The 22378-nt window shown below is 71.9% G+C and carries 20 protein-coding genes; 18 read left to right on the top strand and 2 right to left on the bottom strand.

Going from position 1 to position 22378, the window contains the following annotated elements:
* Window positions 1–15 precede the first annotated feature (15 nt).
* From ABTW64_RS11005 to ABTW64_RS10990, 4 genes are read left to right on the top strand one after another with little or no spacing between them, the layout of a single operon-like run.
* Complete coding sequence (locus ABTW64_RS11005) at window positions 16–819, top strand: ABC transporter permease (protein WP_502892333.1); 804 nt, start codon at window positions 16–18, stop codon at window positions 817–819.
* Entirely contained in the window at window positions 819–2837 is a 2019-nt protein-coding gene (gene acs / locus ABTW64_RS11000) for an acetate--CoA ligase (protein ID WP_350622295.1), read from the top strand. Before ABTW64_RS11005 ends, acs begins: the two co-directional genes overlap by 1 nt.
* Window positions 2830–4167, top strand: coding sequence for an O-acetylhomoserine aminocarboxypropyltransferase/cysteine synthase family protein (locus ABTW64_RS10995; protein WP_350622293.1), 1338 nt, complete (start codon window positions 2830–2832; stop codon window positions 4165–4167). Before acs ends, ABTW64_RS10995 begins: the two co-directional genes overlap by 8 nt.
* Window positions 4164–4733: a CoA-binding protein gene (locus ABTW64_RS10990; RefSeq protein ID WP_350622291.1), complete on the top strand. Its 570-nt coding sequence runs from the start codon at window positions 4164–4166 to the stop codon at window positions 4731–4733. The genes ABTW64_RS10995 and ABTW64_RS10990 overlap by 4 nt, the downstream gene beginning before the upstream one ends.
* Window positions 4734–4745: 12 nt before the next feature.
* Here the strand turns inward: ABTW64_RS10990 and ABTW64_RS10985 are convergent, their stop codons facing one another.
* Window positions 4746–5108: a VOC family protein gene (locus tag ABTW64_RS10985; protein ID WP_350622289.1), complete on the bottom strand. Its 363-nt coding sequence runs from the start codon at window positions 5106–5108 to the stop codon at window positions 4746–4748.
* Between the two features lie 263 nt (window positions 5109–5371).
* On the opposite strand from ABTW64_RS10985, the gene ABTW64_RS10980 reads away from it, so the two are divergent.
* The 12 genes from ABTW64_RS10980 to uvrB all read left to right on the top strand — a co-directional run bounded on the left by ABTW64_RS10980 (window position 5372) and on the right by uvrB (window position 18669).
* A complete protein-coding gene (locus ABTW64_RS10980) occupies window positions 5372–6991 on the top strand; it encodes a TIGR04028 family ABC transporter substrate-binding protein (RefSeq protein ID WP_350622515.1) in 1620 nt (539 codons plus the stop codon).
* A gap of 8 nt (window positions 6992–6999) precedes the next feature.
* Window positions 7000–7998, top strand: a complete 999-nt coding sequence (locus ABTW64_RS10975; RefSeq protein ID WP_350622513.1) for an ABC transporter permease — start codon at window positions 7000–7002, stop codon at window positions 7996–7998.
* Complete coding sequence (locus ABTW64_RS10970; RefSeq protein ID WP_350622287.1) at window positions 7995–8840, top strand: ABC transporter permease; 846 nt, start codon at window positions 7995–7997, stop codon at window positions 8838–8840. The genes ABTW64_RS10975 and ABTW64_RS10970 overlap by 4 nt, the downstream gene beginning before the upstream one ends.
* Complete coding sequence (locus tag ABTW64_RS10965) at window positions 8837–10480, top strand: dipeptide ABC transporter ATP-binding protein (RefSeq protein ID WP_350622285.1); 1644 nt, start codon at window positions 8837–8839, stop codon at window positions 10478–10480. Before ABTW64_RS10970 ends, ABTW64_RS10965 begins: the two co-directional genes overlap by 4 nt.
* Window positions 10477–11544, top strand: a complete 1068-nt coding sequence (locus ABTW64_RS10960; protein ID WP_350622283.1) for a putative FMN-dependent luciferase-like monooxygenase — start codon at window positions 10477–10479, stop codon at window positions 11542–11544. The genes ABTW64_RS10965 and ABTW64_RS10960 overlap by 4 nt, the downstream gene beginning before the upstream one ends.
* Complete coding sequence (locus ABTW64_RS10955; protein WP_350622281.1) at window positions 11541–12203, top strand: CMD domain protein; 663 nt, start codon at window positions 11541–11543, stop codon at window positions 12201–12203. Before ABTW64_RS10960 ends, ABTW64_RS10955 begins: the two co-directional genes overlap by 4 nt.
* On the top strand, window positions 12200–12829 hold the full coding sequence (locus ABTW64_RS10950; protein ID WP_350622279.1) for an alkylhydroperoxidase domain protein: 630 nt from the start codon (window positions 12200–12202) through the stop codon (window positions 12827–12829). Before ABTW64_RS10955 ends, ABTW64_RS10950 begins: the two co-directional genes overlap by 4 nt.
* A complete protein-coding gene (locus ABTW64_RS10945; protein ID WP_350622277.1) occupies window positions 12826–13473 on the top strand; it encodes a VOC family protein in 648 nt (215 codons plus the stop codon). The genes ABTW64_RS10950 and ABTW64_RS10945 overlap by 4 nt, the downstream gene beginning before the upstream one ends.
* A 60-nt stretch (window positions 13474–13533) precedes the next feature.
* Entirely contained in the window at window positions 13534–14130 is a 597-nt protein-coding gene (gene coaE, locus ABTW64_RS10940) for a dephospho-CoA kinase (protein ID WP_350622275.1), read from the top strand.
* A 13-nt stretch (window positions 14131–14143) separates the two neighbouring features.
* Window positions 14144–14914, top strand: coding sequence for a LamB/YcsF family protein (locus ABTW64_RS10935; RefSeq protein ID WP_350622273.1), 771 nt, complete (start codon window positions 14144–14146; stop codon window positions 14912–14914).
* Entirely contained in the window at window positions 14911–16521 is a 1611-nt protein-coding gene (locus ABTW64_RS10930) for a 5-oxoprolinase subunit B/C family protein (RefSeq protein WP_350622271.1), read from the top strand. The genes ABTW64_RS10935 and ABTW64_RS10930 overlap by 4 nt, the downstream gene beginning before the upstream one ends.
* A gap of 63 nt (window positions 16522–16584) precedes the next feature.
* Window positions 16585–18669: an excinuclease ABC subunit UvrB gene (gene uvrB, locus ABTW64_RS10925; RefSeq protein ID WP_350622269.1), complete on the top strand. Its 2085-nt coding sequence runs from the start codon at window positions 16585–16587 to the stop codon at window positions 18667–18669.
* A 40-nt stretch (window positions 18670–18709) separates the two neighbouring features.
* Here the strand turns inward: uvrB and ABTW64_RS10920 are convergent, their stop codons facing one another.
* Window positions 18710–18922, bottom strand: a complete 213-nt coding sequence (locus ABTW64_RS10920) for a hypothetical protein (protein ID WP_350622267.1) — start codon at window positions 18920–18922, stop codon at window positions 18710–18712.
* 41 nt (window positions 18923–18963) lie between these two features.
* On the opposite strand from ABTW64_RS10920, the gene ABTW64_RS10915 reads away from it, so the two are divergent.
* Together ABTW64_RS10915 and uvrA are read left to right on the top strand one after the other, a co-directional pair.
* Window positions 18964–19410, top strand: coding sequence for a MarR family winged helix-turn-helix transcriptional regulator (locus tag ABTW64_RS10915; protein WP_350622265.1), 447 nt, complete (start codon window positions 18964–18966; stop codon window positions 19408–19410).
* 79 nt (window positions 19411–19489) lie between these two features.
* A complete protein-coding gene (gene uvrA, locus ABTW64_RS10910) occupies window positions 19490–22378 on the top strand; it encodes an excinuclease ABC subunit UvrA (RefSeq protein WP_350622263.1) in 2889 nt (962 codons plus the stop codon).

Below are 22378 nucleotides of genomic sequence, written 5' to 3'. Positions count from 1 at the left end.
TCGTCGGTCGCGACCGTGCGTGCCGCACGCCGCCGGCCCGGACGCGGCGTCGAGGCGCGCGCGCCGCGCGGCACGTGGGCGCGCGTCGCGGGCGGGCTCGTGCTGCCCGTGGCCGTGCTGCTCGTCTGGCATCTCGCGTCCACCGCGGGCCTCGTGCCGGCCTACCGCCTTCCCGCACCGGGCGCGGTGGTGCAGGCGGGGGGCCAGCTCCTCGCCGACGGAAGCCTCTGGCTGCACATCGCGATCTCGACCCAGCGCGTCGTGATCGGCTTCCTGGCGGGGGCCGTGGTGGGTCTCGCCGCAGCGGCGGCCGTGGGCCTGTCGCGAGCGGGAGACATCCTGCTCAGCCCGACGCTCGTCGCGCTGCGCGCCGTGCCGTCCCTCGCCTGGGTGCCGCTGCTGATCCTGTGGCTGCGGATCGGCGAGGAGTCGAAGATCACGCTGATCGCGATCGGCGCCTTCTTTCCCGTGTACACGACCGTCGCGAGCGCGCTGCGGCGGGTCGATCCCCACCTGGTGGAGGCGGGACGCTCGTTCGGGCTGCGGGGCTGGTCGCTGCTGCGCACGATCCAGCTGCCGGCCGTCGTGCCCTCGCTCGTGGCGGGACTGCGCCTGGCCCTCGCCCAATCGTGGCTGTTCCTGGTGGCCGCCGAGCTGATCGCGTCGTCGATGGGCCTCGGATGGCTGCTGACCGATTCGCAGCAGACGGGCCGGGTCGACCGCATCCTGCTCGCGATCGTGCTGCTCGCGCTGCTGGGCACGCTCACGAACGCGCTGCTCGTGCTGTTCGAGCGGGCGGTGCTGAGGAGGTGGCTGTGATGGCCGAGACGCTGATCGACCAGGAGGCTCGCCTCGTGGAGACCCGCTCGTACCCGGCGCCCGAGGCGTTCGCCGCGCAGGCCAACGTCGGCGCCGAGGCCTATGAGCGAGCCGCCGCCGACCCCGTGGGGTTCTGGGAGGAGGCCGCGCGCCGGCTCGACTGGGCCGAGCCGTGGCACACGGCGCACGAGTGGCGACCGCCGGTGCCCGGCGCGGACGGCGAGCTCAGCGTGCCGGCTGCGCGGTGGTTCGACGGCGGGCGCCTCAATGTCGCCCACAACTGCGTCGACCGGCACGTCGCCGCCGGGCGCGGCGACAAGGTCGCGCTGCACTTCGAAGGCGAGCCGGGCGACCGGATCACCGTGACCTACTCCGACCTGCGGCGGCGCGTCGCGCAGGCGGCGAACGCGTTGACGTCGCTGGGCATCGGGCCGGGCGACCGCGTGGTGGTCTACCTTCCCGTGCTGGTCGAGACCGTGGTGGTCGCCCTGGCGTGCGCGCGCATCGGAGCGGTGCACTCGCTGGTGTTCGGCGGGTTCTCCGCCGAGGCGGTGCGCTTCCGCATCCAGGACACGGGCGCGAAGCTGCTCGTCACCTCGGACGGACAGTGGCGTCGAGGCTCGGCCGTCCAGGTGAAGTCGGCCGCAGACGCCGCCGCGGAAGACGTGTCGCACCTCGAGCACGTGCTCGTCGTGCGCCGCACGGGGCAGGATGTGCCCTGGACCGAGGGTCGCGACGTCTGGTGGCACGAGGCCGTCGAGACCGCGAGCGAGGAGCACGAGGCGCGCCCCTTCGACGCCGAGCATCCGCTCTTCATCATCTACACCTCCGGCACCACCGGGAAGCCGAAGGGACTGGTGCACACCTCCGGCGGCTATCTCACGCATGCCAGCTGGGCGCACTGGGCGCACTTCGACGCCAAGCCCGACGACGTGCACTGGTGCACGGCCGACCTCGCCTGGGTCACGGCCCACACGTACGAGATCTACGGGCCGCTCTCGAACGGCCTCACCCAGGTGATCTACGAGGGCACGCCCGACACACCCACGCAGGAGCGGCACCTCGAGATCATCGAGCGCTACGGCGTGACCGTCTACTACACAGCGCCCACGCTCATCCGAACGTTCATGACGTGGTGGGGCGACCGGCTGCCCGGAGGGCACGATCTGTCGAGCATCCGGCTGCTGGGCACGGTGGGCGAGGCGATCAACCCCGAGGCGTGGGTGTGGTTCCGCCGCAACCACGGTCGCGACGAGGTGCCCGTGGTCGACACCTGGTGGCAGTCGGAGACGGGCGCGGCCATGATCGCGCCGCTGCCGGGTGCGACGACGCTGAAGCCCGGATCGGCCAGCGTGCCGCTGCCGGGCATCGACGTGGCCGTGGTCGGCGAGGACGGCCGCGAGGTCGCGCCAGGCCGCGCCGGCACGCTCGTCGTGCGTCGCCCGTGGCCCGGCATGGCCCGCACGGTGTGGGGCGACCCGGCGCGCTACCGCGACTCGTACTGGGCGCCGTACGCGGGACACGGCGAGCACGGCGCGTACTACGTGGCGGGCGACGGCGCGACGGTCGACGAGGATGGGCACGTGTGGATCCTCGGCCGTCTCGACGACGTGGTGAACGTGTCGGGACACCGGCTGTCCACGATCGAGATCGAGTCGGCGCTCGTCGCGCATCCGGCTGTGGGCGAGGCCGGCGTCGCGGGCGTCGCGGATCCCCTCACCGGCCAGGCCGTGGCGGCCTTCGTGGCCCTGAGTGGCAAGGTGGATGCCGACGAGCTGCGCGCCCAGGTCGCCCGCGAGATCGGACCGGTGGCGAAGCCGAAGCACATCGTGTTCGTGCCGGAGCTGCCCAAGACCCGCTCGGGGAAGATCCTGCGCCGCCTGCTCGCGCAGCTCTGGCAGGGGGATGCGCTCGGCGACACGACGTCGCTGCAGAACCCCTGGGCCGTCGACGGCGTGCGCGTCGCCCTGCGACAGAACGAGGCCGCCGCGGCGGCCGGAAGGAGAACCGATGGCTGACGAGCACCGCTTCGGCTTCCGCACGCGTGCCCTGCACGCGGGCGGCACCCCGGACGCCGCCACGGGCGCGCGCGCCGTGCCGATCTACCAGACGACGTCGTTCGTGTTCGACGACGCGCAGGATGCCGCGAACCTGTTCGCCCTGCAGAAGTACGGCAACATCTACTCGCGCATCGGCAACCCGACGGTCGCGGCGCTCGAGGAGCGCCTGGCGTCTCTCGAGGGCGGCATCGGCGCGGTGGCCACCGCCAGCGGGATGAGCGCCGAGTTCATCACCTTCGCCGCGCTCGTGGGCGCGGGCGACCACGTGGTCGCATCGGCGCAGCTGTACGGCGGCACGATCACGCAGCTCGATGTCACGCTGCGCCGGTTCGGCGTCGACACGACGTTCGTCGCCTCGAGCGACCCGGCCGACTTCGCGGCGGCCATCCGGCCGAACACCAAGGTGGTCTACACCGAGGTCATCGGGAACCCCGGCGGCGAGATCGCCGACATCGCAGGCCTCGCCGACGTCGCGCACGCCGCGGGCGTGCCGCTCGTGGTGGATGCCACCCTCGCGACGCCCTACCTCGTGCGCCCGATCGAGCACGGAGCGGACATCGTGATCCACTCGGTCACGAAGTTCCTGGGCGGCCACGGCACGACGCTGGGCGGCGTGGTGGTCGAGGCCGGCCGGTTCGACTGGGGCAACGGGAAGTTCCCCACCATGACCGAGCCCGTGCCGTCGTACGGCGGCATCCGCTGGTGGGACAACTTCGGGGAGTACGGCTTCCTCACCAAGCTGCGCACCGAGCAGCTGCGCGACATCGGCCCGGCGCTCAGCCCGCAGGCCGCGTTCAACCTGCTGCAGGGCGTGGAGACGCTGCCGCAGCGCATCGACGCGCACGTGGCCAACGCGCGCGTCGTGGCCGAGTGGCTCTCGACCGACCCGCGGGTCTCGTTCGTGACCTGGGCGGGACTCGAGGGGCATCCGCACCACGAGCGCGCGCAGCGCTACTTCCCGCTCGGCCCGGGCTCGGTCTTCGCGTTCGGCGTCGCGCCCGCGGGGCAGCACGCGGACGAGGCGGAGCGCGTCGCGGCGGCGCGCCGGGCCGGAGAGGCGTTCATCGAGTCGGTGCGCCTGGCCTCGCACCTCGCCAACATCGGCGACGCACGCACTCTGGTGATCCATCCCGCATCCACCACGCATCAGCAGCTGACACCCGAGCAGCTCGTGGCGGCCGGCGTGCCGGCCGACCTCATCCGCATCTCGGTCGGTCTCGAGGACGCAGAGGACATCATCTGGGACCTGGATCAGGCCCTCACGCAGGCGACGGGAGCAGTTCGATGAGCGAGACGACGTCAGGCATCACCCCGGGCGGCGCGGGCATCGTCGCGTGCGAGCTGCCGCGGGCCGCCGCGGCCGCGCCGGGACGCACCTGGTCCGGGCCGAACGCCCAGGAGCGCTACGACATCCTGCGGCGCACGAAGTCGATCGCGATCGTCGGCGCGTCCGACAACCCGGCGCGCGCCAGCTACTTCGTCGCCACGTACCTGCTGGGCAGCTCGCCGTACGACGTGTACTTCGTCAATCCGCGCGCGACGACGATCCTCGGCCGGCCCGCGTACGCGTCGCTCGCCGACCTGCCTGTGACGCCCGACCTCGTCGACGTGTTCCGGCGGCACGAGGACCTCCCCGCGGTCGCACAGGAGGCGGTCGACGCGGGAGCGCAGACGCTGTGGCTGCAGCTCGGCTCGTGGAACGAGGAGGCCGCGGCCATCGCGGAGGGCGCCGGCCTGGCCGTCGTGATGGACCGCTGCGTCAAGATCGAGCACGCGCGGTTCCACGGCGGACTGCACCTGGCCGGCTTCGACACGGGCGTGATCAGCTCGAAGCGTCAGCTCGGCGCGCGCTGAGCCGGCGGCAGGTCAGCCCTCGTAGCTGCCCTCGAACAGGCCGATCACGTTGCCGTCCGGGTCTTCGAACAGGGCCCACCAGCTGGTGTCGCTGATCGCCTCGCGCTCTTTGAGCACGGTGCCGCCGGAAGCGGCGACCTTGGCCAGCGTGTCGTCGATCGAGTCGACCTCGACGATCGAGCGCGGCTGGGTGAACCCGTCCTCGCGCGGGGTCAGCGCGCCCCCCGACACCCTGTTGGGCGCCTGCCACATCGGGTACTCCTCGAACCCGGGCGGGGCCTGGAACTCCCACCCGAACAGCGCCGAATAGAACTCCTTCGCGCGCTCGAAGTCGCCGACGGGGATCTCCAGGTGGGTGACGTCGCCGTGTGCCATGAGAGGCCTTTCTGCATCGGTGGATGGGCGGACGCGCTCACCGTAGTGCCGGCCGCCGACAGCGGCAAGGGTCGCCGCGGACCGGCCCGGACGCCGTGTGTGACGTTCTATGAAGCGCCGTATGACGCTGTGTGAACGCCACGGCCCCTCGATCCGTCTGGTGATGCTGGACTGGCCGTCCCCCTACCAGAGGAGACGCTCACATGCCCCGGAACCCCCGGTCCCTCCGCAGTCGTGTCGGTCGCGCGATCCGCGCCACCACGATGCTCGCCGCGGTCGCTTCGCTCGTCGCGGGCTGCGCGGCCGGGCAGTCCGGAGACAGCGGTGCTCCGGTCGGCGACCCCGTCGCCGGCGGCAGCCTCACCTATCTCGAGCCCCAGACCTGGACGACTCTGTACCCGCCGTCCGCCGGGTTCTATCCGAACGGCGGCATCGTGAACAACATCACCGACCGCCTGCTGTACCAGAACCCTGAGACGCTGGAGCTCGAGCCGTGGATCGCGGCCGAGCTTCCCGAGGTCAACGAGGACGCCACGCAGTACACGTTCACGCTGCGCGAAGGCGTGACCTACTCGGACGGCACGCCGGTCGACGCCGAGAACGTGGCCAAGAACTTCGACCTGTTCGGCAAGGGCGACGCGGAGCGCGCACTGCCGGTGTCGGAGGCGATCAACAACTACGACCGCGCCGAGGTCGTCGACGACCACACCGTGACCTTCCACTTCTCGGCTCCGGCGCCCGGCTTCGCCCAGGCGACCTCGACCATCAACTCGGGCCTGCTGTCCAACGCGACGCTCGACAAGACGGGCGAGGAGTTCGGCCCGGGCAACGCGACGACGGTCATCGGGTCCGGACCGTTCGTCATCTCGGACGAGAAGATCGGCACCGAGGTCTCGCTCGAGGCGCGGGAGGACTATGACTGGGCGCCGCCGTCCCTCGCCCACCAGGGTCGCGCGCTGCTCGACGGCGTGAACCTCGTGGTCGCCGGCGAGAGCAGCGTGCGCGTCGGCACGGTGGTCGCGGGACAGGCGGATGTCGCGCGCGGCATCGACGCTCCCGACGAGCCGCAGTTCGCGGCCGACGGGCTCGCGCTGCACTCGGCGGCCACGAACGGCGTCAACAACGGCTTCAGCTTCCGCTTCCGCAACGACATCCTGTCCGACGTGAAGGTGCGCCAGGCGATCATCGCGGGCGTGGATCGTCAGGCGATCGTCGACACGCTCTTCACCGAGAGCTACCCGCTGGCGACCGGTGCGCTGGCCAAGACCGCGCTCGGCTACCTCGACACGTCGGAGTACTACGCATACGACCCCGAGAAGGCGGCACAGCTGCTGGACGACGCGGGATGGACGGCGGGTCCGGACGGCATCCGCGAGAAGGACGGGGAGCGCCTGCACCTCACCTTCAACGAGGCTCTGCCCCAGCCGCGCTCGAAGGACGTCGTGACGCTCGTGCAGGAGCAGCTGGCCCAGCTCGGGATCGAGGTGGAGCTGTTCCCGGGCGACCAGGCCGCGCAGACCGAGGCCTCGCTCTCGGCCGACACGATCCAGGTGTACCACTCGATGGTCGGGCGCGCCGATTTCGACGTGATCAAGTCGCAGTTCCACAGCGACAACCGCAACGCCCTGCTGAACCGCTCGAACGAGGACGACAGCGTCGGCGACCCGGAGCTCGACGAGCTCCTCGCGGCAATCGCCTCAGCCCCGACGACCGAGGAGCGACAGACGGCCTCGGAGGCGGCGCAGCGGCACATCGCCGAGAACGCCTACTTCCTGCCGATCTTCGAGGAGCCGCAGGTATTCGGGCTCCGCGCCGACGTGCAGGGCTTCGAGACCGAGTCCGTGGGACGCCCGTCGTTCTACGCGACGTGGCTGAACCGCTGACGGTCCGCATGGCGTACATCCTGCGGCGGGTGGGCCGGGCGCTTCTCGTGCTGGCGCTCACCTACACCGTGGCCTACCTGCTGCTCGCGGCGCTGCCGGGCGATGCGGTGCTGGCGCGGTACGGCAGCCCCGAGCTCGGCCTCTCCAAGGAGCAGCTGGCTGAGATCCGGGCCGCCTACGGCGCGGATCGCAGCCTGGTCGAGCGCTACGTCGACTCGACGCTGGGCGTGCTGCGCGGCGAGTTCGGCTACTCGGTGGCGAGCGGGGCGGCGGTCGGCGCCCTGATCGCCACCGCGCTGCCATCGACTCTCGTGCTCGCGGGGCTCGGCCTGGCCGTCGCGGTGTTCCTCGCCGTGACGATCGCGTTCACCGCCACGTACGGCGGCGCGGCGTGGCTGCGCCGGCTGTTCCGCGGCATCCCGCCGTTCCTCGTCTCGCTGCCGGTGTTCTGGATCGGGATCGTGCTCGTGCAGGTCTTCTCGTTCCGGCTCGGGCTCGTCCCCGTCATCGGGGCCGACCCCGTCGAGGCGCTCATCCTGCCGGTCGCGACCCTCGCGATCCCGATCGCGGCGCCGCTCGCGCAGGTGCTGATGCGCAGCATCGACGAGGTGCGCGAGCAGCCCTTCGTCTCCGTCGTGCGCGCCCGCGGGGCGAGCACATCGTGGCTGCTGTGGCGCAACGTCGCACGCAACGCGCTCGTGCCGACGCTGACCATGGCGGGACTGCTGTTCGGCGAGCTGGTGGGCGGCGCGGTCGTGACCGAGGCGGTGTTCGCGCGGGCGGGGATCGGCCAGCTCACCGCGCAGGCCGTGGCCAACCGCGACACGCCGGTGCTGCTGGCGGTCGTGATCCTGTCGACCGTGGTGTTCGTCCTCATCAACCTCGTGGTCGATCTGCTGTATCCCGTGCTGGATCCGCGGCTGCGACCGTCGCGGTCGTCGCGGCGCCGCGCCCCGGCCGGTCCCGATGAGGTCCTGTCGCCCGCACCGAGGGAGGTCGTCCCGTGACGCTCGCCGTCTCCGTTCCCCGCGGCCTCAGCCGCATCGACCCGCGCGCGCTGCTGCGTCCCGGCACCCTCGTGCCGGTCGTCGTGATCCTCGCGGCGCTCGCCTGGGCGCTGGCGCCGGGCGTGTTCGCGCCCGGCAGCCCGACCGAGTCGACCGGGGTGGCGCTGCAGGCTCCGAGCGCCGCTCACCTCTTCGGCACGGACGCCACCGGCCGCGACCTGTACACGCGGGTCGTGCACGGCGCTTCGCAGTCGATCACCGGCGCGCTCGTCGCGGTGCTCGTGGGGCTCGTGGCGGGCACCGCCCTCGGCGTGACCGCGGGTGCGGTGGGTGGCGCCGTCGAGGAGGCCCTGATGCGCGTGGTCGACGTGCTGCTCGCGATCCCCGCCCTGCTGCTGTCGCTCAGCGTCGTGATCCTGCTCGGCTTCGGCACCACGAACGCGGCGATCGCGGTCGGGGTGACATCGATCGCGGTGTTCGCCCGTCTGGCGCGCTCGCAGGTGGTGAGCGTGCGCGGCTCCGAGTTCGTCGAGGCCGCCTACGGCTCGGGCGGAACCTTCTTCAGCGTGCTGTGGCGGCACATCCTGCCCAACTCGCTCACGCCCGTGATCGCACTGGCGGCCCTGCAGCTGGGATCGGCCATCCTGCAGATCTCGACGCTCGGCTTCCTGGGATACGGCGCCCCGCCGCCGACCCCTGAATGGGGGCTGCTGATCGCCGAGGGGCGCAGCTACGTCGCCACCGCGTGGTGGCTCACGGTGCTGCCCGGCGCGATCGTCGCGCTCGTCGTGCTGGCCACCAACCGCCTGAGCCAGGCCATCGGAAGAGAGGATCGCGGATGACCCGCCCGCTGCTGGAGATCCGCGACCTGCGGGTCGCGTACCGGACGGGCCACGGCGAGGTGACGGCCGTCGACGGCGTCTCGTTCGAGGTGGAGGCGGGCCGCACGACCGCGCTGGTCGGCGAGTCCGGATCGGGCAAGTCGACGGTCGCCCAGACCGCGATCGGCCTGCTCGCGCGCAGCGGACGCGTGGCCGGTGGCAGCATCCTGCTCAACGAGCGGCGCGAGGGAGTGACGGAGCTCGTGGGACTGTCCGAGCGCCGTTGGCGTGGCCTGCGCGGTCGCTGCGTGGCGCTCATCCCGCAGGATCCGGGCACCTCGCTGAACCCCGTCGCGACGATCGGCGCGAGCGTGGGCGAGGCGCTGCGCATCCACGGGTGGAAGGACCGTCGCAAGATCGAGGCGCGCGTGCTCGAGCTGCTCGAACGCGTCGACATCGACGACCCCGAACGGCGCGCGCGACAGTACCCGCACGAGCTGTCGGGCGGCATGCGGCAGCGCGTGCTGATCGCCGCGGCGCTCGCGCTCGAGCCCGAGCTCGTGATCGCCGACGAGCCGACGAGCGCGCTGGACGTGACGGTGCAGCGGCGCGTGCTGGACCTGCTCGACCGGCTGCGGGAGGAGTCGGGCAGCGGTGTGCTGTTCATCACGCACGACCTCGCCGTCGCGGCCGACCACTCCGACGCCCTGGTCGTCATGCGCGGCGGGCAGGTGGAGGAGACCGGGCCGTCGGCTCAGGTGCTGACCGCGCCGTCGGCCGATTACACTCGCACGCTGCTGTCGGACGCGCCGTCGCTGGCCCGCATCGTCGAGCGCGCGCCGCACCAGCCGGCGCCGGGGGAGCGGCCGCTCGTCGAGGTGCGCGGCCTGCGTCAGGAGTACCGTGGCGGCGCGCGCGAGCCGTTCGTCGCGGTCGACGACGTGTCGTTCACGGTCGCGCGCGGCACCACGCACGCGCTGGTGGGCGAGTCGGGTTCGGGCAAGACCACGACGGGGCGCAGCATCGCGGGCCTGAACCGGCCCACCGCCGGGTCGATCCGGGTGGGCGACGTCGACGTCACCGGCGCGCACTCGGCGCGCGCGTTCCGCCGCGTCGCCCAGCTGGTGTACCAGAACCCGTACGCGTCGCTGGATCCGCGGCAGTCGATCGGACGCATCCTGGCCGAGCCCCTCGAGAACTTCGGCCTCGGCTCGCGCGCCGACCGAGCCGAGAAGGTGGCGCATCACCTCGAGCAGGTGGCGCTCGCGCCCGAGATCGCCCATCGCCGTCCGAGCGAGCTGTCGGGCGGGCAGCGGCAGCGCGTCGCGATCGCACGCGCGCTCATCCTCGAGCCCGAGCTCGTCGTGCTGGATGAGGCCGTCTCCGCGCTCGATGTGACGGTGCAGGCGCAGATCCTGCGGCTGCTGGCGCGGCTGCAGGATGAGCTGGGGCTCACCTACGTCTTCATCTCCCACGACCTGGCGGTTGTGCGGCAGATCGCCGACACGGTGTCGGTGCTGCAGCGCGGCCGGCAGGTCGAGCACGGGGCGACGGCGCGCGTGTTCGACGCGCCCGAGCACCCCTACACGCGGCGGCTGATCGCCGCCATCCCCGGCGTGGCCTTCCGGCCCGCCCTCGTCTCCCAGGAGGACGCCGAATGACTCCCGCCCCCGACGGACCGCGCATCGGATTCTTCAGCCGGCTGCTGGAGCAGGCCCCGGCCGCCGACCGGTACCGCTTCGCGATCGAGCAGATCGCCCAGGCCGAGGCATGCGGCTTCGCGTCGGCCTGGGTCGCGCAGCACCACTTCGGCGAGCATGAGGGCGGCCTGCCCTCGCCGTTCGTGCTGCTCGCGGCCGCGGCAGAGCGCACGTCGCGCATCGCGCTCGCGACCGGGGTGGTGACGCTGCCGATCGACGACCCGCTGCGGGCGGCCGAGGACGCGAGCGTGCTCGACGCGCTGAGCGGCGGACGCGTGCAGCTGGGCGTGGCATCCGGCGGCACGCCCTCGTCGTTCGCGCCTTTCGGGCGCGCGGCGGATCGGCGGCGGGAGATCTTCGCGGACCACTTCGCGGTGTTCCGCGACGCGCTCTCCGGTCGCGGCATCCGCGGCACCGACGCGCGCATCTACCCCGCGGGCGGCGACCTGGACCGCCGCATCTGGCAGGCCACCTTCTCGGTCGACGGCGGCGTGCGCGCGGGCCGCGACGGCGACGGGCTGCTGCTCTCGCGCACGCAGCCACGTCCGGGGGGTCAGGACCTGCCGCTGCACGATCTGCAGCTGCCGATCATCGAGGCGTACCGCGAGGCGCTCCCCGAGGGCGCGCCCTTCCGCGTGCTGGCGTCGCGCACGGCCGTGGTCGTGGACGAGGAGAACCGCACGCGCGTGCTGGAGCTGGCCGAGCGCGGGCTGCGCGAGCTGGCCGAGGGCATGCTCGGGGTCGACACGGCCGGTCTCGGCATCGACGAGGTCGCGCGCCTGACCGACACGCACGTGGGCACGCCCGACGAGGTCGCGGCCTCGCTCGCCGCCGACCGGGCGATCGCCGCCTCGACCGACGTGTCGTTCCAGGTGCACTCGATCGACGCGCCGCACGAGATCACGCTGCGCTCGCTCGAGCTGCTCGCCACCGAGGTCGCACCGCGCCTCGGGTATGTCACAGGGCCCGCGGCGTTCGACGCGCTCGGTGCCGCACATCTCACCCACGGAAAGGCGACCGCATGACCACGCAGCAGACCCCTGGCGGCACCGCGCCGCAGGCCGACATCGTCGATCTGCTGGCCGGCATCGCGCCGGGCAGCCGGCTCGACGCGGTGCGCGCGCAGCGCCCGCAGGCGCGCGAGAACGCGCAGCGCAGCTTCGCGGCGCTTCTCGAGCCCGCCGAACCGGGGGCCTTCCCGCTCGGAGAGCGATACGCCGTGGCCGCCTTCGTGGCAGACCTGCACGGGTTCGACCGCGCTGCGGAGTTCTATGCCGACCTGCTGGCCGACGAGGATCCGGCTCTCGTCGGCGTCGTCGCGGCCGCGGCGGCCGACGGAGCGAGCTCGGGGCCCTACGGCGTCTACCGGGAGCCGGGGCTCGCGCGGGAGAGCGCGTCGGGGCCCGCGTGGAGCGCGCCGGCCGACGACCTCGGGCCTCGCCTCGCCGCCGCCTTCACGCACGCGCACCTGCTGGTCTTCCGCCCGCGTGAGGCGAGCGCCGCCGCGATCCGTGCGCTCGTCGAGGCCGGATGGAGCGCCGACGACATCGTGACGCTGTCGCAGCTCGTGTCCTTCCTGAGCTTCCAGCTGCGCCTGGCGTGGGGCCTGCGTGCGCTCGACCAGAACCCGGCCACCGGCCATGAGACGGCCGGCTCCGCCACGACCGAAGGAGCAGTGCGATGACCGAGCTCGTGACCGAGTACCCCGAGCTGGCGCGGCCCGATCGCTTCACCCAGGAGGGCCTGGGGTGGGTGCCGTGGCTCGCCCCCGTGCCGGAGGACGAGCTGACCGACGAGCAGCGCACCGCGCTGATCGAGCCGGCGCGCGCGAAGATGCCGTACTTCCGGCTGCTCGCGCGGGATGCCGCGGCGCTCGAGGCGCGCACGCTGACCGATCTCGACATCTTCTTCAACACCGAGGGCGGGGCGGCCCGTGCCGAGCGCGAGCTCGCCGCGGCCGCGACGTCGCGCCACAACGGCTGCGTGTTCTGCGCCTCGGTGCACGCCGCGGCCGCCACGCGCGAATCAGGGCGTCGCGACGACGTGCAGCGGCTGCTCGACGAGGGCGTGGGCGCCGATCTCGGCGATGAGCGATGGAACGCCGTGGTGGCGGCCTCGGTGGCCCTCGCCGACACGCCCCTCGCGTTCGGCTCCGACGACATCGCGCGACTGCGCCGCGCGGGGCTCGACGACGCGGCCATCGCGGACGTCCTGGGAGGTGCGGCGTTCTTCAACTGGGCCAACCGGCTCATGCTGTCGCTCGGCGAGCCGGAGGTGCCCGCTCGTCGCGCGGCGAAGGCCGACGGATGAGCGTGCCGCGGCTGCTCGACCACGTCGTCATCGCCGGTCCGGATCTCGCCGAGCTGGTCGGGTGGTTCGCCGAGCGCACCGGCGTCACCGCGGCGCCTGGCGGCGCCCACCCGACCGGCACCGCGAACGCGCTCGTCGCGCTCACGGTGGACGGCAACCGAGCGCCGCACTACGTCGAGCTGATCGGGCCGGACCCCGATGCCGCGCGCGAGGAGCCGGTCACGACGTTCGGCATCGATCGGCTCGACGGCCCCGCCATCGTGACCTACGCGATCCATCCCGACGACATCGACGCGGTGGTCGCGGGCGCGCGCCGGCGCGGCGTCGACCCGGGCGACGTCTGGGAGCTCTCGCGCCGCAGGCCCGACGGCACGCTGCTGCAATGGCGGCTCACGCGCGGTGACGCCGATTTCGACAGGCCCTTCCTCATCGATTGGGGCGCGACCGAGCAACCAGGTCTGAGCCGCATCCCGACCCTCGAGATCGTGTCGTTCCAGCGCATCGAGCCGGATCCCGCGCCCCTCCGTCGCGCGTACGACGCGCTCGGGCTTCCGGACGGGGCGGCGGCCGAGGTCGTGCAGGGGTCGCCTGCCCGCTTCCGGCTGGTCGTGCGCCGGGCGGATGGCGAGACGGTCGTGCTCTGAGCGAACCGTGGGCAACGCCTCCGGCGCAGTGCGGCGGTGAGGGCATGGAAGACTGTCGCCATGCCCCTTGTCGCTCTCACGGGCGGGATCGCGTCCGGCAAGTCCACGATCGCGCGGCGGCTCGCCGAGCACGGCGCCGTCGTCATCGACGCGGATGCGCTCGTGCGCGAACTGCAGCAGCCGGGCCAGCCGGTGCTCGCCGCGATCGCCGCCGAGTTCGGGCCGGAGGTGCTGACTGCCGATGGCGAGCTGGATCGCGGGACGCTGGGGACGCTCGTGTTCGGCGACCGCGACAAGCTCGGGCGGCTCAACGGCATCGTTCATCCCGCGGTCAAGGAGGAGTCGCAGCGCCGGTTCCGCGCCGCCTTCGACGCCGATCCGCGCGCGGTGGTCGTGTACGACGTGCCGCTGCTCGCCGAGGCGCGGGGGGCGGGGGAGTGGGACCGCATCGTCGTGGCCCACGCCCCGGTCGACATGCGGGTGGCGCGCATGGTGGCGCACCGCGGCATGTCGGAGGACGAGGCGCGCGCGCGGGTCGCCAACCAGGTGCCCGACGAGGAGCGTCTGAAGCTCGCCGATGTCGTGATCGACACGTCGGGCACGATGGAGGAGACGCTGGCGCAGACCGACGCGCTGTGGGACTCGCTCCACCGCTGAGCCGGGACGCGCGATGACCTCGATCGACCTGAACTCCGACCTCGGCGAGAACGAGCCCGCGCGCGTGGTGGCCGATGACGAGGCCATGCTGCGGGTGGTCACGAGCGCGAACGTGTCGTGCGGGGCGCACGCGGGCACGCCGGAGGGCATCCGTCGGACGCTCTCCGACGCCGCCGCGCACGGCGTCGCAGTGGGAGCCCACCCCGGCTATCCCGACCGGGAGGGCTTCGGGCGTCGCGCCCTGGCACTGTCGTCGGCGGCTCTGCAGTCCGAGGTGGAGCGGCAGCTCGACGCGCTGCTCGGCCTCGCGTCGGCGGCGGGGGTTCCCGTTCGCTACGTCAAACCCCATGGCGCCCTGTACAACGCGATCGCGCGCGACGAACGGCAGGCGCGAGACGTCGTCGCCGCGGTGCGCGCGGTCGATCCTTCGCTGGTGCTGCTCGGACTGGCGGGCAGCGTCGTGCTCCACGTCGCGCACCGAGCGGGCCTCGCCACGGCGGCCGAGGCCTTCGCCGACCGCGGCTACGCGCCCTCGGGCGAGCTCGTGCCGCGCGGCGAGCCGGGAGGCGTGCTGCACGACGCCGACGCGGTGGCGCGGCGCATGCTCCGGCTCGCGACGGAGGGAACGGTGCGCGCGGTCGACGGCAGCGACGTGCACGTCCGTGCGGACTCGGTGTGCGTGCATGGCGACAGCCCGGGGGCGGTCGCGATGGCGCGGGCCGTGCGCACGCGCCTCGAGGTCGCCGGCGTGCGGCTGGCTCCGTTCGCGGGCGCGACGGGATGACTGCACCCAGGCGCATCCTTCCGGTCTCCGACCGTGCGCTGCTGGTCGAGGAGGCCGATCTCGCGGGCGCGATGCGGCTGCACGCCGCGCTGTCGGAGGCCGATGTGCCGGGCGTGCACGAGCTGGTCCCGGCCGCCCGCACGGTGCTCGTGCGCTTCGATCCGCTGAGGGTCACGGCCGGGCGCCTGCGCGAGATCCTCGAGACCCTTCCGGCGCCGGATGTCCCTGCCGGGCACGGACCGACCATCGCGATCGCGGTGCGTTACGACGGGGAGGATCTGGCCGACGTCGCGGCCGCCCTCGGCGTGAGCGTCGACGAGCTCGTGGCGCGGCACTCCGGAGCGTCATGGCGGGTCGCGTTCACGGGGTTCGCACCGGGATTCGGATACCTCGTCGGCGACGACCCGCTGTTCGACGTGCCGCGCCGCGCCTCGCCGCGCACGCGCATCCCGGCCGGATCGGTCGCGCTCGCCGGTCCGTACTCGGGCGTGTATCCGCGCGAGAGTCCGGGCGGATGGCAGCTGATCGGCCGCACGGACGTCCCGATGTGGGACCTTCGACGCGAGCCGCCCGCGCTGCTGGCCCCCGGCACCCGCGTGCGCTTCGAGGCCGTCGAGCGACCGATGCCCACCGGCCGCATGGTGCCGGCGCCGACACCATCTCGAGCGCGCATGCCCGTGGTCGGCCCGCACGCGGTCGAGGTGGTGTCGCCGGGCGCCCAGCTCACGGTGCAGGATGGCGGACGCTCCGGGCACGCGCGATGGGGCGTGTCGCGATCGGGCGCCGCGGATCGGCGCGCGCTGCGGGCGGCGAACGAGGCGGTGGGCAACCCGCCGCACGCCGCGGCGCTCGAGCTCGCCGGCGGGGGCGCGGTGCTGCGGTTCCGCGGACCGGGCGTCGTGGCGGTCTCCGGGGCGGCGATGGACCCCGTGCTCGTCCATCCGGATGGCGACGTGCTGCCGCTCTCGCATGCGGCTCCGGCGCCGGTGCAGACCGGTGACGAGCTGCACCTGGGGCCGGCTCGCGCCGGCCTCCGCGCCACCATCGCGATCCGCGGTGGCCTCGCTCTGACGCCCGTGCTCGGAAGCCTCTCGAGCGACACGCTCGCCGACATCGGCGCGCGTGAGGTCGGCGGTGCCACGCTCGCGGCGGGGTGTGTGCTGCCCCTGCGCGGACCGTCGGCGGTGCGCACGGCGGTCGAGCCCGCGCCGCCACCGCCGCCTTCGCTCCCGGCGCCGGGCGACGTGGTCGTGCTGAGGATCGTGCTCGGCCCCCGCGACGACTGGTTCACGCCCTCGGCGCGGGAGTCGCTCGTGGGGCGGGAGTGGACCGTGACGCCGCGGTCGGATCGCGTGGGCATGCGCCTGGAGGGCGACACGCCGCTCGCGCGTGCGGTGGTCGGCGAGCTTCCGAGCGAGGCCACGGTTGCGGGTGCCCTGCAGGTTCCACCTGACGGGCAGCCGGTGCTCTTTCTGGCGGATCATCCGCTGACCGGCGGCTACCCGGTCATCGCGGCGGTCGTCGACGCCGACCTCGACCTCGCCGGCCAGCTTCCCGCCGGGGCGCGCATCCGGTTCCGGATGCTGACCGGCCGCGTCACCGGCTGAGTGTCGGCCGCGAGCGGTGTGCGCACGGGCCGGCGTGTCGGTGGCCCCTTCTAGGCTGGAGACATGCAGACCACCACCCGCAGTGTGCGCCCGTTCGAGGTGATCAGCGAGTACATGCCGTCGGGTGACCAGCCCAAGGCGATCGCGGAACTCGCGGCCCGCATCAACGCGGGCGAGACGGATGTCGTGCTGCTGGGCGCGACGGGCACGGGCAAGTCGGCGACGACGGCATGGCTCATCGAGCAGGTGCAGCGGCCCACGCTGGTCATGGCGCACAACAAGACGCTGGCGGCGCAGCTGGCCAATGAGTTCCGCGACCTGCTGCCCAACAACGCGGTCGAGTACTTCGTGTCGTACTACGACTACTACCAGCCCGAGGCGTACGTGCCGCAGACGGACACCTTCATCGAGAAGGACTCGTCGATCAATGCCGAGGTCGAGCGACTGCGCCACTCCACGACCAACTCGCTGCTCAGCCGGCGCGACGTCGTGGTGGTCAGCACCGTCTCGTGCATCTACGGCCTGGGCTCGCCCGAGGAGTACCTCCGCGCGCTCGTCGCCCTGCAGGTGGGGGAGCGGTACGACCGCGACGCGCTCATCCGGCAGTTCATCGCGATGCAGTACAACCGCAACGACGTCGACTTCTCGCGCGGCAACTTCCGGGTGCGCGGCGACACGATCGAGATCATCCCCGTGTACGAGGAGCACGCGATCCGCATCGAGCTGTTCGGCGACGAGATCGAGGCGCTGTACAAGCTGCATCCGCTCACGGGCGACGTGCTCGAGCGGATGGACGCGGTCGCGATCTTCCCGGCCACCCACTACGCCGCGGGAACCGACACGGTCCAGCGCGCGATCAAGACCATCGAGCACGAGCTCGAGGAGCGCCTGAAGGAGTTCGAGCAGCAGGGCAAGCTGCTCGAGGCGCAGCGCCTGCGCATGCGCACGACGTTCGACCTCGAGATGCTGCAGCAGCTGGGGTTCTGCTCGGGCATCGAGAACTACTCGCGCCACCTCGACGGTCGCATGGCGGGCGAGCCGCCGCACACGCTGCTCGACTTCTTCCCCGACGACTTCCTGCTGGTCATCGACGAGTCGCACGTGACCGTGCCGCAGATCGGCGCGATGTACGAGGGCGACGCCTCGCGCAAGCGCACGCTGGTGGAGCACGGCTTCCGTCTGCCGAGCGCGATGGACAACCGCCCGCTGCGCTGGGACGAGTTCAAGAACCGCATCGGCCAGACCGTGTACCTGTCGGCGACGCCGGGCAAGTACGAGATGGGCATCGCCGACGGAGTGGTCGAGCAGATCATCCGTCCGACGGGGCTCGTCGACCCCGAGATCGTGGTGAAGCCGTCGAAGGGACAGATCGACGATCTGCTCGAGCAGATCCGCATCCGCGTGGATCGGGACGAGCGCGTGCTCGTGACGACGCTCACCAAGAAGATGGCAGAGGAGCTGACCGACTTCCTCGGCGAGCATGGCGTGCGCGTGCGCTACCTGCACTCCGACGTCGACACGCTGCGCCGTGTCGAGCTCCTCACCGAACTGCGTCAGGGCGTGTACGACGTGCTGGTCGGCATCAATCTGCTGCGCGAGGGGCTCGACCTGCCCGAGGTCTCGCTCGTGGCGATCCTCGACGCCGACAAGGAGGGCTTCCTGCGGTCGGGCACGTCGCTCATCCAGACCATCGGACGCGCGGCGCGCAACGTCTCGGGTCAGGTGCACATGTACGCCGACACGATGACCGATTCGATGAAGAACGCGATCGAGGAGACCGAGCGGCGCCGCGAGATCCAGATGGCGTACAACCGCGAGAACGGTATCGACCCGCAGCCGCTGCGCAAGCGCATCGCCGACATCACCGATCAGCTGGCACGGGAGGGCGCAGACACCGACGCGCTGCTCTCCCAGCGCGACGCGTCGCGTCTCAAGAGCGGCAAGGGCAAGAGCCCCACGCCCGTGCGCAAGCGCGAGGGCATCGCCGCCGAGGGTGCTCAGCAGCTCGAGGGCGCGATCGCCGATCTCACGCAGCAGATGCTCGCGGCGGCCGAGGAGCTCAAGTTCGAGCTGGCGGCGCGATTGCGAGACGAAGTGCAGGACCTCAAGCGCGAGCTGCGGCAGATGGAGAAGGCCGGGCACGCGTGAGTCCGCGGACTCCGCGGCGACGGGCAGGCTCGCGCGAGCGTCAGCTCGTGGGACAGACCAGCGCGCCGGCGGCGTCCTGCGTGTGCTCGTCGCGGCGGCGCCCGCAGTTCGCGCACGGGTCGGCGTCGCGGTTGCGGGGCAGGTTGGGGCTCACGTGCGGCGGGCCGGCCAGGCGGATCAGCGTCGTGTTGGCCCACTGGTAGAGGCCGCCCGCCTCGCGGATGCGGTCTCGCAGGGGAGTCTTCTCTGCCATAACGCTTAGTGTACTAAATGCCCGGTGGTTAGGATGGTCCCGTGCAGAACTCGAAGGACGATCTGCTGAAGCTCGAGAACCAGCTCTGCTTCGCGATCGTGACGGCGGCTCGGAACGTCGTGTCCATCTACCGGCCGGTGCTGGAGCCCCTGGGGCTCACTCACCCGCAGTACCTGGTGATGCTGGCGCTCTGGGAGAGCGCGCCCCGCTCACTCGGCGAGATCGCCGAGGAGCTGGCCTTCGATCCGGCCACGGCGTCGCCGCTCGTGAAGCGTCTGGAGGCTCAGGGGCTGGTGCGCCGCACGCGGCGCGTCGACGACGAGCGCCGCCTCGACATCGATCTGACGGAAGAGGGGCTCGCGCTGCGCGAGCGCGCTCTCGCGGTGCCCGAGCAGATCATGAACCGCGTCGGGATGACGGTCGACGAGGTCGCCGCCCTGCGAGACGCGCTGAGGCCGTTCTCGGGTCGCCTCGACCGGACGGTGTGAGCCTGGGCTTCCGCTGAGCATCGCTCCCGCCGGTTCGAACAAACGTCCGGATGTCGGTGGGGGCGCCTAGACTGGAATCGTGCCGATCGTCCCTGTCTCCAGCCCCGGAAAGATCAGTGTTCGCGGTGCCCGCGTGCACAATCTGAAGAACGTCGATCTCGAGATCCCGCGCGACTCCATGGTCGTCTTCACGGGCCTGTCGGGCTCCGGCAAGTCCAGCATGGCGTTCGACACGATCTTCGCCGAGGGTCAGCGCCGCTACGTCGAGTCGCTGAGCGCGTACGCGCGCCAGTTCCTGGGTCAGGTCGACCGCCCCGACGTCGACTTCATCGAGGGCCTGAGCCCTGCCGTGTCGATCGACCAGAAGTCGACGAACCGCAACCCGCGCTCGACGGTGGGCACCATCACCGAGATCTACGACTACATGCGTCTGCTGTGGGCGCGCATCGGCGTGCCGCACTGTCCCGAATGCGGTGAGCGGATCCAGCGGCAGACCGTGCAGCAGATCGCCGACCAGCTGCACGCTCTGCCCGAGGGCACCCGCTACCAGGTCGTGGCCCCCGTGGTGAGCCAGAAGAAGGGGGAGTTCGTCGACCTCTTCAAGGAGCTGGGAGCCAAGGGGTACTCGCGCGCGATCGTCGACGGCGAGCTCATCCAGCTGGCCGAGCCTCCCACGCTGAAGAAGAGCTACAAGCACGACATCGCGGTCGTCGTCGACCGGCTGGTCGCCCGCGGCGACATGCTGGGGCGCATCACCGACTCGGTCGAGACGGCCCTGGGGCTCGCGGGCGGCGTCGTGCAGGTCAACCTCGTGGACGAAGAGGGCGACGACGCGTGGCAGTCGTTCTCCGAGAAGCTCGCCTGCCCGAACGGCCATGCGCTGCAGCTCACCGAGATCGAGCCGCGCACCTTCTCGTTCAACGCGCCGTTCGGCGCGTGTCCGGCGTGCTCCGGTCTGGGCACCCGCATGTCGGTCGATGTCGAGCTCATGCTCGGCGACGAGGATCTGTCGATCCGCGAGGGCGTCATCGTTCCGTGGACGACCCAGGGCAAGGGCCTCTTCCAGTACTACGAGCGTCTGCTCGTCGGCCTCGCGCACGATCTCGGCTTCTCGCTCGACACCCCGTGGCGCGCGCTGCCGAAGTCGGTCAAGGAGGCCGTGCTCTACGGCGAGGGCTACAACGTCAACGTCCGCTACAAGAACCGCTGGGGCCGCGAGGTGCGCTACGCGAGCGGCTTCGAGGGCGTCGTGCCGTACATCGAGCGGCAGTGGTCGCAGGCCGAGAGCGACAGCCAGCGGCAGCGCTGGGGCGAGTACCTTCGCGAGGTGCCCTGCCCCGTGTGCGATGGCGACCGCCTCAAGCCCGAGGTGCTCGCGGTCAAGATCCACGACCGCTCGATCGCCGAGGTGTCGCACCTGAGCCTCGAGGACGCGCGCGGCTTCATGGATCTGCTGACGCTGACCGACCGCGAGGCCCACATCGCCGCGCAGGTGCTGCGCGAGATCCGCGTGCGTCTCGACTTCCTCATCCGCGTGGGCCTGAACTACCTCACGCTCAGCCGCGCCGCCGGCTCGCTGTCGGGCGGCGAGGCGCAGCGTATCCGCCTGGCCACGCAGATCGGCACGGGGCTCACGGGGGTGCTCTATGTGCTCGATGAGCCCTCCATCGGTCTGCACCAGCGCGACAACCGCCGGCTCATCGAGACCCTGATCACCCTCCGCGATCTCGGCAACACGCTCGTCGTGGTCGAGCACGACGAGGAGACCATCGAGGCCGCCGACTGGATCGTCGACATCGGTCCCGGCGCCGGCGAGGGCGGCGGCGAGGTGGTCCACTCGGGGCCCTACGAGCAGCTTCTCTCCGACACGGGCTCCATCACGGGCGACTATCTGTCGGGCCGCCGTGAGATCCCGACTCCCGCGAAGCGACGCCGCATCGATCGGAAGCGCGCGCTCAAGGTCGTCGGCGCCCGCGAGAACAACCTGCGGGACGTCACGGCCGAGTTCCCGCTCGGCGTGCTGACGGCGGTCACCGGGGTGAGCGGATCGGGCAAGTCGACGCTCGTGAACGACATCCTGTACGAGGTGCTGGCCACGCGCCTCAACGGCGCGCGCCGGGTCGCGGGCAAGCACACGCGGGTCACGGGTCTCGAGCACCTCGACAAGGTGGTGCACGTCGACCAGGCGCCGATCGGTCGCACCCCGCGCTCCAACCCCGCCACGTACACGGGCGTCTTCGACCGCATCCGCAGCCTCTTCGCCGAGACGCCCGAGGCGAAGGTGCGCGGCTACCAGGCGGGGCGCTTCAGCTTCAACGTCAAGGGCGGCCGGTGCGAGGCATGCTCGGGCGACGGCACGCTGAAGATCGAGATGAACTTCCTGCCCGACGTCTACGTCGACTGCGAGGTCTGCCACGGCAAGCGCTACAACCGCGACACGCTGCAGGTGCACTACAAGGGCAAGAACATCGCCGAGGTGCTCGAGATGTCGATCGCCGAGGCGGCCGAGTTCTTCGAGCCGATCCAGGCCATCCACCGCTACATGAAGACCCTCGTGGATGTGGGTCTCGGCTACGTGCGGCTCGGTCAGTCGGCCACGACCCTGTCCGGCGGCGAGGCGCAGCGCGTCAAGCTCGCGACCGAGCTCCAGCGTCGCAGCAACGGCCGCACCGTGTACGTGCTCGATGAGCCGACCACCGGCCTGCACTTCGAGGACGTGCGACGACTGCTGGAGGTGCTGAACAGCCTGGTCGACAAGGGCAACTCGGTGATCGTGATCGAGCACAACCTCGATGTGATCAAGTCGGCCGACTGGATCGTCGACCTCGGTCCCGAGGGCGGCTCGGGCGGCGGCCAGATCGTCGCGACCGGCACGCCGGAGCAGGTCGCCGAGGTCGAGGGCAGCCACACGGGCGCGTTCCTCGCCGAGGTGCTGGGGCTTCGCGAGCGGCACCGCAAGGCCGGTTAG

The organism is Microbacterium sp. NPDC096154 (assembly GCF_040302945.1).
In the GTDB taxonomy this organism is placed as follows: Bacteria; Actinomycetota; Actinomycetes; order Actinomycetales; family Microbacteriaceae; genus Microbacterium.
This window is presented reverse-complemented; position numbering and strand designations above follow the sequence as displayed.

What these genes read in the sequence shown, in the direction of transcription:
- acs (WP_350622295.1), top strand. Translation starts at nt 819, where the DNA reads ATGGCCGAGACGCTGATCGACCAGGAGGCTCGCCTCGTGGAGACCCGC.
- ABTW64_RS10995 (WP_350622293.1), top strand. Translation starts at nt 2,830, where the DNA reads ATGGCTGACGAGCACCGCTTCGGCTTCCGCACGCGTGCCCTGCACGCG.
- ABTW64_RS10990 (WP_350622291.1), top strand. Translation starts at nt 4,164, where the DNA reads ATGAGCGAGACGACGTCAGGCATCACCCCGGGCGGCGCGGGCATCGTC.
- ABTW64_RS10985 (WP_350622289.1), bottom strand. Translation starts at nt 5,108, where the DNA reads ATGGCACACGGCGACGTCACCCACCTGGAGATCCCCGTCGGCGACTTC.
- ABTW64_RS10980 (WP_350622515.1), top strand. Translation starts at nt 5,372, where the DNA reads ATGCTCGCCGCGGTCGCTTCGCTCGTCGCGGGCTGCGCGGCCGGGCAG.
- ABTW64_RS10975 (WP_350622513.1), top strand. Translation starts at nt 7,000, where the DNA reads ATGGCGTACATCCTGCGGCGGGTGGGCCGGGCGCTTCTCGTGCTGGCG.
- ABTW64_RS10965 (WP_350622285.1), top strand. Translation starts at nt 8,837, where the DNA reads ATGACCCGCCCGCTGCTGGAGATCCGCGACCTGCGGGTCGCGTACCGG.
- ABTW64_RS10960 (WP_350622283.1), top strand. Translation starts at nt 10,477, where the DNA reads ATGACTCCCGCCCCCGACGGACCGCGCATCGGATTCTTCAGCCGGCTG.
- ABTW64_RS10955 (WP_350622281.1), top strand. Translation starts at nt 11,541, where the DNA reads ATGACCACGCAGCAGACCCCTGGCGGCACCGCGCCGCAGGCCGACATC.
- ABTW64_RS10950 (WP_350622279.1), top strand. Translation starts at nt 12,200, where the DNA reads ATGACCGAGCTCGTGACCGAGTACCCCGAGCTGGCGCGGCCCGATCGC.
- ABTW64_RS10945 (WP_350622277.1), top strand. Translation starts at nt 12,826, where the DNA reads ATGAGCGTGCCGCGGCTGCTCGACCACGTCGTCATCGCCGGTCCGGAT.
- coaE (WP_350622275.1), top strand. Translation starts at nt 13,534, where the DNA reads ATGCCCCTTGTCGCTCTCACGGGCGGGATCGCGTCCGGCAAGTCCACG.
- ABTW64_RS10935 (WP_350622273.1), top strand. Translation starts at nt 14,144, where the DNA reads ATGACCTCGATCGACCTGAACTCCGACCTCGGCGAGAACGAGCCCGCG.
- ABTW64_RS10930 (WP_350622271.1), top strand. Translation starts at nt 14,911, where the DNA reads ATGACTGCACCCAGGCGCATCCTTCCGGTCTCCGACCGTGCGCTGCTG.
- uvrB (WP_350622269.1), top strand. Translation starts at nt 16,585, where the DNA reads ATGCAGACCACCACCCGCAGTGTGCGCCCGTTCGAGGTGATCAGCGAG.
- ABTW64_RS10920 (WP_350622267.1), bottom strand. Translation starts at nt 18,922, where the DNA reads ATGGCAGAGAAGACTCCCCTGCGAGACCGCATCCGCGAGGCGGGCGGC.